The sequence below is a fragment of the Frigoribacterium sp. Leaf8 genome (genome assembly GCF_001421165.1).
Taxonomy (GTDB): Bacteria; Actinomycetota; Actinomycetes; order Actinomycetales; family Microbacteriaceae; genus Frigoribacterium.
Window position 1 is genome coordinate 349,481 of sequence record NZ_LMKB01000001.1, and the last position, 14,259, is coordinate 363,739.

Consider the following 14,259-nt stretch of genomic DNA (forward strand, 5'->3'; position numbering starts at 1 on the left):
TCAGCGTCCCTGCGTGGTGTCGGCCGATGCGGCCGGCGCAGCCGGCACGGTCGGCGCGGTCGGCGCGTGGACGGCGGGAGCCTGCACGGCGGGACGGAACTCGGTGACGCGACCCGCGCCTCCTGCACCCGACGAGCCTCGGACGATGCCGAGCTGCGGACCGGTGGAGGTGCGGTTGCCGAGCGCCTGGGGCGTCGGCGCGGTGGCGGACGGCTCGTCGTAGGCGAGCGAGACGATGCGGGCCCGGTAACGGGCGATCATCTCGATGACCTCGGCCATCGGCTCGGTCACGACGTACTTGGCGCCGTCGACCATGATCAGGACCGTGTCGGGCGTCTCGTGGATGCGCTCGATGAGGTCAGGGTTGACAGCGAATCTGCTGTCGTTGAGTCGCGTGACGACGATCATCGGCCCGTCCTAGGTCTGTGTCTCCTGCCTCCGTCCGTGGGGGCAGGTGTCGCTGCTCGTCCTGAGCGGCTACGGGTGACTATCGGCCGGAGGTGGCGGGGCGTTAGGTGCGGGTCGCGGGCCGATCCGCCCATCTCAGGGGGCACAGGGTTCTCCACAGGCAGGTCGCGGTGGGCCGAACAGTCGGTATGGTGTGTGACATTGCTCATATCGACGAGGGGAAACCGCCGTGGCGCAGTACATGGACATCGATCTGGAGGCGCTGGCCACGTTGGCGCGCGACCTCCAGACCCTGCACACCGACCTGTCGTCGGGCAGCGCCGGCGCCTCCGGTGACGGCGTCGGCTCGCCACGCCTGCAACAGGCCGTCACGGCGTTCGCCGACGACTGGGCGATCGCGCGCGGGCGGATGCTCGAGTCGATCGCGGCGGTCGGCGCCATGGCCGAGGGCGCGGCGAAGACCTTCACGCAGGCCGAGGACGAGCTGGCTGCGGCGCTGACCCCGACCGACACGGCGGGTGCGGCATGAGCCGCCCGTGGGACTGGAGCCCGCTCGACCTGGCGTCCGACCCCGTGCCCGGTGATCCGACCGAGATCCGGTCGTCGGCCACCTCGGCGCGGGCCACGGGCACCTCGATCGAGACCCAGTCGAGGCGGCTGCGTCGATTGGCGAAGGCCGAGGGGTGGGACTCCGAGTCGGGCCGCACCTTCACGACGTCGGCGGAACCGCTCGCCGACGCGATCGACAAGGCGAAGCAGCGCTACCTCGACCTCGCCACGGCGCTGGACACCTACGCGGACGGCCTCGAAGAGCTCCAGCGCCAGGCGGACGCCGCGCGCCTCGACGCCGACGAGGCGAAGGAGGCGCGGCGCACGGCCGACAAGTACGTCGTCCCCGGCGAGACCGACCCGTTCGAGATCGACCGGCAAGAGGCCGCCCGGACGCGGGCCGTCGACCTCGCCGACACCGACCTCGCCGACGCGAAGGCGGTCATCACCCGCCTGGTCGGCACCGGGGGCGACACGGACGGCGAGTACGGCGCCCTCAACGACCAAGCGATCGCGGCCATCCGCCTGGCGGGTGACGACGAGCTGCGCGACACGTGGTGGGACGGGGTGAAGCAGGTGGTGCACGACGCCCGCGGGGTGCTGGGGGCGATCAAGGACCTGCTGAACGCGCTCGGGCCGGTGCTGGCCGTCTTGAGCTTCGTACCGATAATCGGCCCCTTCGCTCTGGGCATCGGAATAGCGGCTGCCGTGCTCCTCCTCGTCATCACCCTTGCTCAGGCCAGTGCGGGCGACGCAACCCCTGCGGACATCGGGACCGAACTCCTCGGCGTCGGCCTCTCGATCGTCGGCTTGGGGGCTGCCAAGGGAGCACTGGTGGCCACATCGGGGATGCGACGATCGATCATCGACTCGGTCAGCGCTCGCGCACTTGCCGGGGTTCCCACCAAGGCCGCAAAACAGGCCCGGCTCGCGGAGCGGCAAGCCGTTGCCGAGCGACTCGACGCGGTGGCGAGGAACCCCCTCGTCACCAGCCTCGACAATCTGCTCCTGGGTGGGGCCGCCGAGATGTTCGCGATGCGCCGCCTGGCCGCGGGTGGGCCGAAGGCACGCGAACTGTTTGCTCCCGGCGTCGTTTCAGCCCTCACGAACGGTTTGCTGGGTGCAGGTCAAAACGTCAAGTCGCTGGTGTCGGCCGGGCAGGACGCAGCCGACATCGCGGCGGGCACCTACTGGACCGAGAAGACGAAAATCCATGTGGGGTCGCTGTGACGTCCGCGGGGTATGCCTTCACGTTTCCGCACGGGTGGGGTCGCCTGAACCTCGCAATCGATCTCGACAGCGAGATCGAGCGATTCCTCGACGGGGTGACATCGCTGAGTCGCCAACGAGACGCGCGAAACACGGTTCTGGCCCGTCGGCGTGCAAAGAACACCTATCTGGCGATTTGTTCGCAGGCAAAGCAGGACGGCGTCCTCGACCTCTTCGTCTTCTCGTCGACCGCCGGGCCATCGATGGGCCCCATGTGCTTGTCCGTCGTGCCCGTGGTGACAAACGAAGCTCGCTCAGGCGTCTCGCTGAATGTCGAGGTCGCTCGTTCCCTCGCCGGGCCAACGAGCCTGGTCAGCACCATGAGCACCAGCCAGGGCGACGTCGCACGAGTCCTGGATCGATGGACGGAAAGCGCCGCACAGTGGGCCAGGACGGCTGAACTCGCGCTTGCACGCCGGGGAATCGCCAGCACGACAGACCTTTCATCCGAGCAACGCCAAGCGCTCGAGGAGCCCCTCGAAACGGCACGAGTTCATTACATCGTTGACGTTCCCGAGCGGCGTGACTGTGTCCTCCTCATGACCTTCATCGCGACGGGTGGAGTCTTTCTCTCGCCGCAACTCGCCCACGCCGATGACATCGTGCGTGCTTTCCGCTGGACAATGCCGGCCAGAACCCGACCTTCGTCGACCTCAGCTGAAAGTAAGGCCGGCTCGTGAGCCGGGCGATGTCGACGCCATTCGTCCTACGGCCACGATGGCGCCACTACGCACGAAACGCCGTCATCTCGGGCGGGTCGACGAGCCTCATCCCGTTCACCGTCCGGGACTCGGCGGTGGGCTGGGCTCTTGCCGCAGTCGTCCTGGTGTTCGTTCTCGGCGGCATCTGCCTCTACATGGTGACCACCCGCGTCGTCTTGCACGACGACGGGTTGAGCTACTCGCGCTTCTTCTTGACTCGACATGTCCCCAGGACTCGTCCGACGGCCGGAATCTTCGCCACTGTGGATGGTCCTCGACCCGTTCTTCGTCTCATCCTGGGACGGGGCAAGCAGCCAATCGTGCGGCTGACGGGTGCCTACTGGGCCACCCCTGACCTGGAACGGATCGCGCGCCACTTTCCCCTCAGGTACTCCAACGGCAATGGCCTGCTGAGCCCAGCAGAAGCAGACGCCCTCGCACCAGGCATGCTGTCGCCCCCACAACGACACCCTTGGGCGACCCTCGTCATCGCCGTTTCCCTGACCATGATCGCCGCGGTCCTTCTTGGCATCATCATCTGGTCGCTCTGGGCTCCCCCTGTCGTCGCGGCGGCGAGTGCATGAGACCCGACCGAGACCTGGAATTGACCATCCATCACTCATCCTTCTGGCGACCACTCTTCGGCGTGGCAGGCCAGGGGCCTCCCGATGACTCGCATCCGCTTGCCGGACTGCGGACGACCTTGGAGGAACAAGGCGCGATAGCCGCGTTCGTGGCCTCCGGGCGTCAGGACTCGGGCCCGGTCGCCTGGGCCGCCCTCTACGTCGCCGAAGACGACCATCCGATAAGAGAAGGCCTGCTGAGGGAGTCCCTCATCGCGAGCTCGACATGCCTGGCGCCACCATCCGTCGCAACCCTCGGAACGCACCTCGGAAGCGCCCACCGAATCCAGGCCATCCGCCTTGTGCCTCTGCAGGGACTCTCGCGCCCCGCCGCCACGGGCCAGGTGACCTGGACGTGGTTGCAGGAGGGCACGTCGACCCGCGTCATCTTGATCGCGGAAGCTCCCTTTCCCCACCCATTCTCCGAGGTCGTCCGCCTCATGGACGAGCTCGCGGAAGGTCTTTCGTGGCATCTCACGAACGACCCTCCGTCAGACACCACCCCAGAGGAAGAAGAACCATGACCAGCAGCCCCCTCCCGCCCGCCATCACCTACCGACCGACGTGGCCGCACTTCTGGGCGAAGGCCAAGGGCCGGGTGTTCCTCGTCCCCCTCGCCTTCCTCGTGTGCATCAACCGGATGGGCGTCTCCGCCCTGCCCTACCTCGTGGCGGGGGTGGTCGTGATGGCCGTGGGCCTGGGGATCTACCTTCGGACGACGACCCTCTCGGTCTCGGGCACGGCGGTCACCCGTCGGCGGTGGGGACGCACGACGACCGTCGCCCTGGACGGCGACCACCAGGGCATCCTCTGCATGCTCAACCAGGGCGTGCAGACGCTCGGATACCTCGCCGTCCGGGACGGCAAGGGCCGCCGACTCGTCCTCACCGAGGCCAACTGGCCCGGAGGACAACTGCTCGAGATCGCCCAGCACGCACGACTCACGATCATGCCGGCCGATCAGGTCTTCTCGGGCAGGAAGGCCGCCGCCATCGTGCCCGGGATCGTCCCGCTGACGACCCGACGTCCGGTGCTCTGCGCCCTCGTGGCGCTCGCAGGCCTGATCGCCGTCGTCGTGCCGATCGCCATGGTGACGGCCGGCGCGGCCTGATCGCTCCGGGAGGACACCGCCGTCTGGACGAGACACCGCGGCATGCGGCGGCGTCACGTCCACTCGACGGTGCGGCGGGCTGACAAGCGGGCGCGCGGCGCGTCACGTGCACGAAACAGGGGGCTGGCAGGATGTGCCGGTGACCCACGAACCCCTCGACGAGTCGCGCCCCGGCACCACCCCCGCCGCCCGCGCCGACGACGTCACCCGCACCTCCTCCCCCACCCCGACCGCGAGCATGTCCCGCGCCGCGAGCTCCGAGCGGAACGCCGTCGGCAGCGACGACGGGCCCACCCCCGAGTCCTCCCCCGCGGGCCTGCCGGACGCCGCGACCCCGGACGCCGCAGCCCCCGCCCGGCACGGCATCGACGACCCCGCCCTGACCGGCTCGGTCGAGACCGTCGACGTCAACAAACACACGCTCGCCGAGAACGTGATGGGCGTCGTGACCGGTGTCTTCCTCGCCTCGTTCGGGCTCTTCCTGCTCAAGACCAGCGGGGCCGTGTCGGGCGGCACGGCCGGTCTCGCCCTGCTGACGAGCTACGCCACGGGCTGGACCTTCGGCGTGCTGTTCGTCCTCGTCAACGTGCCGTTCTTCGCGCTCGCCGTGTGGAAGAAGGGCTGGCCCTTCACCCTGCGGACGATCCTGACCGTCGTCATGCTGTCCGCCTTCTCGTACCTGCACCCGCTGATGTTCGACATCGACGGGATCGACCCGATCTACGGAACCCTCGCCGGCAACCTGCTCGTCGGCGTCGGCCTGCTCATCCTGTTCCGGCACGGGGCCAGCCTCGGCGGGATCAACATCCTCGCCCTGGTACTGCAGGAACGCGCCGGGCTGCGCGCCGGCTACGTCCAGATGGGCTTCGACGTGGTCATCGTGCTGACCTCGTTGACCGTCGTCTCGCCGTGGATCGTGCTGCTCTCGGCCCTCGGCGCCGTCGTGTTGAACCTCGTGCTCGCGATGAACCACAAGGCCGGCCGGTACGTCGGACACACGTGATCACACCTTTCTGCCAGACTTCCGTGCACGACCGGTCTGTTTGAGGCATTCTCGTCTCGAAGCGGTCACTTTCTTCTTTCACGTCCCCGGACGTCACACCACCTAGGAGTCCCATGTCCAACAACACCGCCATGCCCCAGTCCGCCGGCACCGCCGCGGGCTACAACGTCCTCGCGATCGTCGGGTTCATCCTGGCCTTCGTCTTCAGCCTCGCCGGCCTCATCGTCAGCCTGATCGCCCTGTCGCAGATCAAGAAGACCGGCGAGCGCGGCCACGGCCTCGCCCTGGCCGGCGTGATCCTCAGCGCCGTCTTCCTCGTCGGCGGCATCATCATCGGCATCTCGGCGTTCAGCGCCGGCATGGCATCGGTCCAGACCTACTAGGTCGATCGACCCGGCGCACGAGCCGGGGAGCACAGGAGGCGCGGTGTCTGCAGAGCAGGCACCGCGCCTCCTTCGCGTCGCGGGCCCGTAGGCCCGATCACGCACAGGGCTCAGCCCTGCGGGGGGCCCCGCCCTACGGGGGGGGGTTCAGCCCTGCGGGGGATCGCGGTCGTCGGGGGTCGCCGTTAGCGTGTGGGCATGCGACGGTGTCTCGGCGAGGTGGAGGGCACACGCGCTGTGCCGTCCTCTCCGGGGCCACCCCGGGGCACGCAGATCGACCACGGCACCGCTCCGCAGGCCGGTGACCGCGCTCCGCGCGGCTCGCGGCCCGCACCGATGCACGAGTCGCCGAGGCACCGCCGCAGCCACCCCACCGCACCCGCCGCGGACGCAGGCGGGTCACCCCCGACACGGACTCCGCACCCGCCCCGGCGGCACCCGACCGCGACCCGCGCGGCCGGCGGTCGGACGACAACCGGGTGACCGCCCACTCCCCCGCGTCCGCCGTGGGCGCCCGCGAGCCCGATCCGGGTCCCGATGCCGTCGCGACCGCCCTCGCCGACGCCCTGCTCGCGGCCGAGTGGACCGTGGGTGCACTGGCCGCCGCCGCAGGCGAGGCCGTCGACGGGCCGGCAAGGTTCTGGCGTCCCCTCGCCCGCGACCTCGTCCGCGCCCTGCCCCGGGCACCGCACGACGACCCCCGCACGCTCACCGCCCACATCCGCCGCGATCCGGCCTTCACCGAGGCGGTGACCGAGGCCAGGAAGCGCGGCCGGCCCCTGCGCATCGTCCACCACGTGCCCGTGACGCAGGAGGCGCGCTCGGCCGACCCGCGCCTCCTGCGTCTGGGCACCGTGGCCGACGTCGCCCGACTGCTGCACCTGACCGTGGGCGAGCTCGACTGGTTCGCCGACCCCGGCCGGTGGAACCGCCGGATCGAGCGAGGTCCGCTGCAGCACCACCGGTACGAGTGGCGGGCACGGCCCGGACGCACGCCGCGGCTGCTCGAGGTGCCCGGGTTCCGCCTGCGCGACCTGCACCGCGTCGTGCTCGACGAGGTGCTGGCGGCGGTGCCGCTGCACGACGCGGCGCACGGCTTCGTCCCGGGGCGCAGCGCCGTCACCGGCGCGCGACGGCACGTCGGCCGAGAGGTCGTCATCGCCCTCGACCTGACCTCGTTCTTCGCCCGGGTCACCGCCGGGCAGGTGTTCGGCGCGCTGCGCCGCGAGGGCCTGCCGGACGCCGTCGCCCACGTGCTCACCGGGCTCTGCACGACCTCCGTGCCGCCGGGCGTGCTGTCGCGCATGCCGCCGGGCGGCAGCCCCGAGCAGCGGTTCGCCCTGCGTCACGCGCTCTCGGCCGCCCACCTCGCCCAGGGGGCGCCGACCTCGCCGACCCTCGCGAACGTGGCGGTGCGGAGGCTCGACTCGCGGCTCGCCGGCTACGCCCGGGCCGCGGGAGCGACCTACACGCGGTACGCCGACGACCTGGCGTTCAGCGGCGACGGCACGCTGGCGGGGCGGGCCGACGCGTTCGTGCGGGGCGTCGGACGCATCGTCGGCGACGAGGGACACCTGCTGAACCCGACGAAGACCCGGGTGCGCGGAGCGGCCACGCGACAGGTCGTCACCGGCGTGGTGGTCAACGCGGGCACGAACACGATGCGCTCCGAGTACGACCGGCTGCGGGCCGTGCTGCACAACGCCGCCACCACCGGGCTCGAGGCGCAGAACCGGGCCGGGCACCCGGACTTCGCCGCTCAGCTCTGGGGGCGCATCGGCTGGGTCGAGCAGCTGAACCCCGGGCGCGGCGCCCGGCTGCGCGCCGCCTTCGCGCGCGTCCCCCGGTGACCGGCGCCGCGCCTCCTGACCGGCGCCGCGCCTCCTGGCCGGCGCCGCGCCCCCTGACGACGAACGCACCGCGTTCCGTGCACCGCACCGCGACGAGATCGGGTGTGGTGCACGGAACGCGGTGCGGAGGGTGCGGCGGGCTGCCGCCGGCCGCTGGCGACCAGCGGCCAGCGGCGGGCTGCCGCCGGCCGACTAGCGCTTGAGGTTGGTGAGCTCCTGCAGCACCTCGTCCGAGGTGGTGATGATGCGGGCGTTGGCCTGGAAGCCGCGCTGGGCGACGATCAGGTTGGTGAACTCCTGCGACAGGTCGACGTTCGACATCTCGAGCGAGCCGCTGGAGAGCGAGCCGATGCCGGGCGAGCCGGGGGCGCCGACGGTCGCGGCACCCGAGTTGGCGGTGGCGCGGTAGCCCGAGTTGCCCTCCTTCTCGAGGCCGCCGGGGTTCGTGAAGGTCGCCAGGACGACGCGGCCGAGGCCGACCGTCGAGCCGTTGCTGAACTGGCCCATGAGCGTGCCGTCCTTCGACAGCGAGAAGCCCTGCAGCGTGCCGGCCGCACGGCCGTTCTGCTCGGTGATCGACGTCGTGTTGAGCGCCGCGAACCCGGTGATGCCCGACAGGTCGACGGTGACGCCGTTCAGTCGCAGCGACGCCGCGCCCGCCTGCTTGCCGTCGGCGAAGGCCAGCGAGGCCGTGGCGCCTCCGTTGCCGTCGGTCGCGGAGGCGTCCCAGCCGGCCGTCGTGCGGGTGAAGGTGAGCGTCAGGGTGCGCTCGAGGCCGTTGGCGTCGAACACCTTGGTGTCGCGGACGATCTTGTCGCCGACCGCCGACTCGCTCGGCAGGTTGCCGCCGACCGTGGCGCTCGAGGTCGCCGTCGCGGGGGCCGCCGCGTTCAGGGGCAGCGTGATGTCGCCGAGCGCGCCTCCGTCGTTGATGACGCCGTTCGTGGCCGAGTAGCCCTGCACGATCTTGCCGTCGGACGACACGAGACGGCCGTCGGCGTCGAAGTCGAAGGCGCCCGAGCGGGTGTAGACGGTGTCGTTGCCGAGGCGGGTGACGAAGAAGCCGTCGCCCGAGATCATCAGGTCGGTCGCCTTGCCCGTGGCCTGCGCCGACCCCTGGGCGAAGTTCGTCGAGATGCCGGCGACCTGCACGCCGAGGCCGATCTGGGCGGGGTTCGTGCCGCCGATGCCGGTCTGCGGGCCGCCGGCGCCCTGCGTGATCTGCGACAGCGTGTCCTGGAACTGGGTGGTCGACGACTTGAAGCCGGCGGTGTTGACGTTGGCGATGTTGTTGCCGGTGACGTCGAGCATCGTCTGGTGCGAGCGGAGGCCCGAGATGCCGGAGTAGAGGGAGCGGAGCATGGGTGCTGCCTTTCAGCTGGGGAGAGATCTGGAGGCGCGTCCTGCGCGGGTGGTGCCGGTCGCGTCCTGCTCCCGGTGTGGTTCGAGGGGTGGTGCGGGTCGTGCGGGTGGTGCCGGTGGTACTGCGGGGTGCGCGTCGGGGACGCGTGTCACGCCTTCGTGGTGGCGATGCCCGAGATGAGATCCAACGCGACCTCCTTCCCGCCGACCGAGACCTTCGGGACGGCCTCGGCGAACGACACGCTCGTCGCGGTGCCCTTCACCTCGACGCCGTCGGGTCCCGTGTAGCTGACCTCGCGGCCGACCAGGTTCGACGCGGCGATGCGCATCTGCAGCGAGAAGTTCTCGTTGGCCGTCGTCGTCTGCGCGGTGACCTGCTCCATCATCGCCAGCTGGGTGGTCTGCGACATCATGGCGTTGGTGTCCATCGGGGTCGACGGGTCCTGGTTCTTCAGCTGCGTGACGAGCAGCTTCATGAACATCTCGCTGTCCATCGTGTTCGCCGTCGCACGGCTCGAGCCGCTCTTCGCGGCGTTGGCGGCGGCGATCTGGGTCGCGACGTCGACGGTTCCCGATATCTGGTCGATCGAGGGCATGGGATCTCCGGTTCAGGCCAGGACGTCGAGGGACGTCGAGAGGGACGAGGAGGCGCGGGCACGGTCGACCGCGCCCGTCGCGTCGAGGGGGTCGGTTCCGTCGCGCGGCGCGCGGCCGGTGGCGCCGCGCGCCTCGGCGGCGTCACGGGCCTGTCGCCCGGCGCCTCCGTCGGCGCCGGACTGCGCCCCGGGCGAGCCGAGCTGACCGGAGCGGTCACCCCGGCCGTCGGACGGCTGGTCCTGGGACGAGAGGTCGACGCTGGTCTGGTGGCCCGCGCCTCCCGCGGTCGTGGAGGCGGCCGTCGCGAGGTCGCGGCGCAGGTCGCCGAGGATCGCCCGCACGGCGTCACGGCCGGCGTCCGACGCGGCGAACATCTCGACGTGCGTGCCGTGCGCCGAGACGTGGGCCCGGACGGTGACCGGGCCCAGCGCCTCGGGGGCGACATCGACCGTGACGACGTGCACCCCGGGGCCCGCCGCGGCGAGCGTGAACAGGGGCCGGGAGAGCTGCGAGGTCAACGGCGCCGGCGGGGTGGCGACCGGCGACGGGGTCGCGGACGAGGAGGCGGCGGTCGCGGCGACGGGGAACGTCGCGCCGACCGCGGGGGCGGCGAACACGATCGGGTCGGTGGTCGCGGGTGCCGGGGTGGGTGCGGAGGTGGACGCCGCGGGCGTCGCCGTGGAGGCCGCGGGGGCGGAGGCTCCGGCCGGAGGCGCACCGGAGGGCGTGGCGGACGGCCCGGACGGCGCGGACGGTGCGCCGGTCGTCGCGCTCGACGGACCGGGCGTGCCGGGTAGCACGAGGGCGGCCGGCGTGAGGGCGCGGTCGACCGCTGCCGGGACGGGGGTGGGAGCGGGCGCCCGCATCGGCGATCCGTTCCGGGCCGAGTCGCCGACTGCGGCGACCGTGTCGGGACCGGCGGCCGACTCGGCGCGGACCGCACCACCCGGAGCGGACGGCGTCGGCTCGCCGGGTGCGACGGGCACACCCGCGCCGGCGGCCGCGGGGCTCGCCGCGGTGGCGGACGTGCCGGCGGGACCCGGGGCAGGAGCGGACGCGGGCTGCACGGTCGAGACGGCGGTCGCGGCGGGGGCTGCGGCGGGGGCGGCCGCGGCGGGAGCTGCGGCTGCCTGCACCGCCGGTGCCGCCGGCACAGCCGGTGCCGTCGGAGCGAGAGCGGCGGCGGAGGCAGCGGACGGATCGGGCGCCGATCCGTCGCGCGCGGGGTCGAGCGGCTCGGCCCCGGCGCCATCGGTGGTCGGCGACGCGACGCGCACCGGAGCGGTGAGGGCGGAGGGGCGCAGCAGAGCGGCGAGGGCGGCGGCGACCGTCTCGGCCGGGGCGGCCGACGTCGCGACCTCGACCGGTACGGAGCCCCCGGCCACCGACACGTCGCCCACCGCGTCACGCGGCACGGCGGAGGTGCCGTCGGTCGTCGAAGCCTTCTCGGTCGTGGTGGTCGCGGTGTCGGACTCGTCGACCGGCGCGGTCGGTGCCGAGGTCGCCTCGGCGAGGGGCCAGCGCCATGGGACGACGGACGGGGCGTCGAGCGACGACGACCCGGCCACGGCCGAGGCGGAGGCCGGAGCCGGGGTGGGGGCAGGAGGAGACGCGACAGGGTCGTTCCGGTCGGCACCTCGCGTCGAGGAGCCCTCGTCGCGCATGGCGGCACCGAAGCCGGTGGCCGCGCGGTCGGCGTCACGGGCGGTGCCGGCCCCCGGGCCCCGCGACCCCGCGGAAGGGCGGAGCGACGACGCATCGGACAGGGCAGGAGGCGCGAACGGCAGGGTGCGGGACAGGGTCACGAGGCCACCCCCGCGCTCATCAGCTTCTGCAGGGCCGCGGTCATCAGGTCGGTCCCCGACGAGGACGCGCCCGACGCACCGGCGGCACCGGAGAGACCCGACAAGCCCGACAGGCCCGACAGGCTCGACAACGCGGACGAGGCGGACGACGCCGAGGCGGCACCCGTCGCGCCCTCGGCCGGGACGATGCGCCGGATCGTGCTGAGGTCGGAGTCCTTGTACCAGTTGTCGACGATCTGGACGTCCTTGCCCGGGCGGGGTGCGTGCAGCACCTTGCCGTCGCCGAGGTAGATCACGATGTGGCCCTCGCCCTTCGGCACGAGCAGGTCGCCGGGCTTCGCCTCGGCGAGCGAGGGCACCTCGGCGCCCATCTCCGCCTGGTCGGGCACGACCCGCGGCATGCTGACGCCGAGGTCCCCGAACACGGTCTGCACGAGGCCCGAGCAGTCCATGCCGGTCCGGTCCTCGCCGCCGAACACGTACGGCACGCCGAGGTACTTCTTCGCGGACTCGACCACGTCCGAGCCGTCGGCTCCGCTGCCGCTCGCGACCGACCCGGCCACGGCGTCCACGGAGGCGCTGGTCGCCGTCGCCCCCGGGCCGGACGTGCCGGCGAGCGCGTCGGCGAAGGCCGTGGCCGACGTCGCGGACGCGGCGGTGGCCGTCGCGGACGTCGCACCGGTGGTGCCGGCGCGCAGCTGGGCGATGGTCGCCTGGATGTCCTGGATGCGGGACAGGACCTCGGTCACGGGACTCACGCCGCGCCTCCTGGGTTCTCGGGGTCGGTGCCGGACGGCGAGCCGTCGGCGCGGGGGCGCGAGGCGATCTCGTCGAGGGCGATCTGCTCGTCGCGCAGGTCGGCGGCCGCCTCGGCCACCGCGTGCTTGTGCTCGAGCTTCTCGAGGCCGATCGCCGCGCGACGGGCCTCGTTGAAGGCGGCCTGGGCGGCGTCGGCGTCGGCCTGACGGCGCTGGGTGACGGCGTCGAGCTCGGCGAGCATGCCGCGCGACGAGGCCCGCGAGGCCGCCAGCGCGCTCAGCATGGCCGCGTCGGTGACCTCGGACGGCTCGTCGGCCAGGGTGCGCTTGGCGCGCACGCGCTCGTCGGCGGCCTCGCGCAGACGGTCGTTGGCCTCGGCGAGGACGGCACCGGCCTGGTCCTGCTGGGCGTGACGCAGCCGCAGCAGGCCGAGCAGCGAGAACGGGCGCGCCATCAGATCGCTCCGAACCGCGAGGTGAGCGAGGCCAGGGCGTTCCACGAGTCGGCCGAGGCCGCCCGGTCGTCCATGCCCTGCTGCAGGAACGCGTCGATGGCGCCCTGGTGGTCGACCGCCGCGTCGACGAGCGGGTTCGTGCCGCGCTGGTACGCACCGACGTCGAGCAGGTCCTGCGCGGCCCGGCGCGCGGCCATGACCTTGCGCAGCGTCGTCGCGGCGGCGCGCTGGGGCGGGCTGGTCACCTTCGAGGCGACGCGCGAGACCGAGCCGAGCGCGTCGACCGACGGGAAGTGCCCGGTCACGGCGAGCTTGCGGTCGAGCACGACGTGCCCGTCGAGGATGCTGCGGGCCGCGTCGGCGATGGGCTCGTTGTGGTCGTCGCCGTCGACCAGCACCGTGTAGAGCCCGGTGACCGAGCCGATGCGGTCGGTCCCCGCTCGTTCGAGCAGGCCGGCCAGCACCGAGAACGTCGACGGCGGGTAGCCGCGGGTCGCGGGCGGTTCGCCGACCGACAGGCCGATCTCGCGCTGGGCCATCGCCACGCGCGTGAGCGAGTCCATCATCAGCACGACGTCGGCGCCCTGGTCGCGGAACGACTCGGCGATGCGGGTCGCGACGAAGGCGGCCCGGAGGCGCATCAGGGCGGGCTCGTCGCTGGTCGAGACGACGACGATCGAGCGGGCGAGGCCCTCGGGCCCGAGGTCGTCCTCGAGGAACTCCCGCACCTCGCGGCCGCGCTCGCCGACCAGGGCGATCACGCTGACCTGGGCGTCCGAGCCGCGGGCGATCATCGACAGCAGCGACGACTTGCCGACGCCCGAGCCGGCGAACAGGCCGACGCGCTGTCCCTTGCCGACCGTGGTCAGGGTGTCGAGCACGCGCACGCCGAGCTGCAGGGGCGTGTCGATGCGCGCGCGGTGCATCGCGGACGGGGTCTCGTGGTCGAGCGGCACGAGGTCGACGCGACCCCCGTCGGCGCCGACGAGCGGCCCCTTGCCGTCGATCGGTCGGCCGAGGCCGTCGAGCACGCGCCCGAACAGGCCCGTGCCGGTGGGGACGAGCAGCGGACGGCCGGTCGACCGGACGGGCGTGCCGGTCGTGATGCCGGTCAGACGGCCGAGCGGCATGCAGCGCACGCCGTCGGGCGTGGTCGCGACGACCTCGGCGAGGTCCGGACCGGCGGTGGTGCCCCCGGACGTCGCGGTCGCGTCGCCCACGGCGACGATCTCGCCGACGGCCGCGTCGAGGCCCTGCACGGTGAGGCCGAGGCCCACGGCCGAGCTGACCCGGCCCACGCGCTGCGGACGGGCCGCGACGCGGGCGGCGGCGAGACGGGGAGCGAGGACGGCCGGCACGCGCGGACGCCCGCCGTCGACGACGGC

15 protein-coding genes are annotated in these 14,259 nt (G+C 72.6%); 8 read left to right on the forward strand and 7 right to left on the reverse strand.

Going from position 1 to position 14,259, the window contains the following annotated elements; all coding sequences use genetic code 11:
- Complete coding sequence (locus ASL10_RS16690; RefSeq protein ID WP_082460064.1) at positions 1–408, reverse strand: flagellar FlbD family protein; 408 nt, start codon at positions 406–408, stop codon at positions 1–3.
- Between the two features lie 241 nt (positions 409–649).
- Here ASL10_RS16690 and ASL10_RS01635 point away from each other — a divergent pair, with 241 nt between their 5' ends.
- The 8 genes from ASL10_RS01635 (at position 650) to ASL10_RS01675 (ending at position 7,897) form a co-directional block, all read left to right on the forward strand.
- Positions 650–937, forward strand: coding sequence for a hypothetical protein (locus ASL10_RS01635; RefSeq protein ID WP_056043642.1), 288 nt, complete (start codon positions 650–652; stop codon positions 935–937).
- 137 nt (positions 938–1,074) lie between these two features.
- Positions 1,075–2,187: a hypothetical protein gene (locus ASL10_RS01640; protein WP_157485179.1), complete on the forward strand. Its 1,113-nt coding sequence runs from the start codon at positions 1,075–1,077 to the stop codon at positions 2,185–2,187.
- Positions 2,184–2,906, forward strand: coding sequence for a hypothetical protein (locus ASL10_RS15795; RefSeq protein WP_157485180.1), 723 nt, complete (start codon positions 2,184–2,186; stop codon positions 2,904–2,906). The genes ASL10_RS01640 and ASL10_RS15795 overlap by 4 nt, the downstream gene beginning before the upstream one ends.
- Positions 2,903–3,511: a hypothetical protein gene (locus ASL10_RS01650; protein WP_056043651.1), complete on the forward strand. Its 609-nt coding sequence runs from the start codon at positions 2,903–2,905 to the stop codon at positions 3,509–3,511. Before ASL10_RS15795 ends, ASL10_RS01650 begins: the two co-directional genes overlap by 4 nt.
- Before the next feature lie 559 nt (positions 3,512–4,070).
- The gene (locus ASL10_RS01660; protein WP_056043657.1) at positions 4,071–4,661 is read left to right on the forward strand and encodes a hypothetical protein; all 591 of its coding nucleotides are present in this window, start codon (positions 4,071–4,073) and stop codon (positions 4,659–4,661) included.
- Between the two features lie 238 nt (positions 4,662–4,899).
- Positions 4,900–5,664: a YitT family protein gene (locus tag ASL10_RS01665; RefSeq protein WP_082460145.1), complete on the forward strand. Its 765-nt coding sequence runs from the start codon at positions 4,900–4,902 to the stop codon at positions 5,662–5,664.
- Between the two features lie 113 nt (positions 5,665–5,777).
- On the forward strand, positions 5,778–6,047 hold the full coding sequence (locus tag ASL10_RS01670; RefSeq protein WP_056043661.1) for a DUF4190 domain-containing protein: 270 nt from the start codon (positions 5,778–5,780) through the stop codon (positions 6,045–6,047).
- Positions 6,048–6,526: 479 nt separating this feature from the next.
- Entirely contained in the window at positions 6,527–7,897 is a 1,371-nt protein-coding gene (locus ASL10_RS01675) for a reverse transcriptase family protein (protein WP_056043664.1), read from the forward strand.
- 192 nt (positions 7,898–8,089) lie between these two features.
- On the opposite strand, the gene ASL10_RS01680 is transcribed toward ASL10_RS01675, so the two are convergent.
- The 6 genes from ASL10_RS01680 to ASL10_RS01705 form a co-directional block, all read right to left on the reverse strand.
- On the reverse strand, positions 8,090–9,259 hold the full coding sequence (locus ASL10_RS01680) for a flagellar hook protein FlgE (protein WP_056043669.1): 1,170 nt from the start codon (positions 9,257–9,259) through the stop codon (positions 8,090–8,092).
- A 149-nt stretch (positions 9,260–9,408) separates the two neighbouring features.
- On the reverse strand, positions 9,409–9,855 hold the full coding sequence (locus ASL10_RS01685) for a flagellar hook assembly protein FlgD (RefSeq protein WP_052505459.1): 447 nt from the start codon (positions 9,853–9,855) through the stop codon (positions 9,409–9,411).
- Between the two features lie 12 nt (positions 9,856–9,867).
- Positions 9,868–11,661 (reverse strand): flagellar hook-length control protein FliK, encoded by a 1,794-nt coding sequence (locus tag ASL10_RS01690; RefSeq protein WP_056043672.1) that lies wholly within the window; start codon positions 11,659–11,661, stop codon positions 9,868–9,870.
- Positions 11,658–12,419 carry a C40 family peptidase gene (locus tag ASL10_RS01695; RefSeq protein ID WP_235452276.1) on the reverse strand — a complete coding sequence of 254 codons (762 nt, stop codon included), beginning with the start codon at positions 12,417–12,419 and terminating at the stop codon, positions 11,658–11,660. Before ASL10_RS01695 ends, ASL10_RS01690 begins: the two co-directional genes overlap by 4 nt.
- The gene (locus tag ASL10_RS01700) at positions 12,416–12,874 is read right to left on the reverse strand and encodes a hypothetical protein (RefSeq protein ID WP_192122984.1); all 459 of its coding nucleotides are present in this window, start codon (positions 12,872–12,874) and stop codon (positions 12,416–12,418) included. Before ASL10_RS01700 ends, ASL10_RS01695 begins: the two co-directional genes overlap by 4 nt.
- Positions 12,874–14,232 carry a FliI/YscN family ATPase gene (locus tag ASL10_RS01705; RefSeq protein WP_056044531.1) on the reverse strand — a complete coding sequence of 453 codons (1,359 nt, stop codon included), beginning with the start codon at positions 14,230–14,232 and terminating at the stop codon, positions 12,874–12,876. The genes ASL10_RS01700 and ASL10_RS01705 overlap by 1 nt, the downstream gene beginning before the upstream one ends.
- Positions 14,233–14,259: the final 27 nt, after the last annotated feature.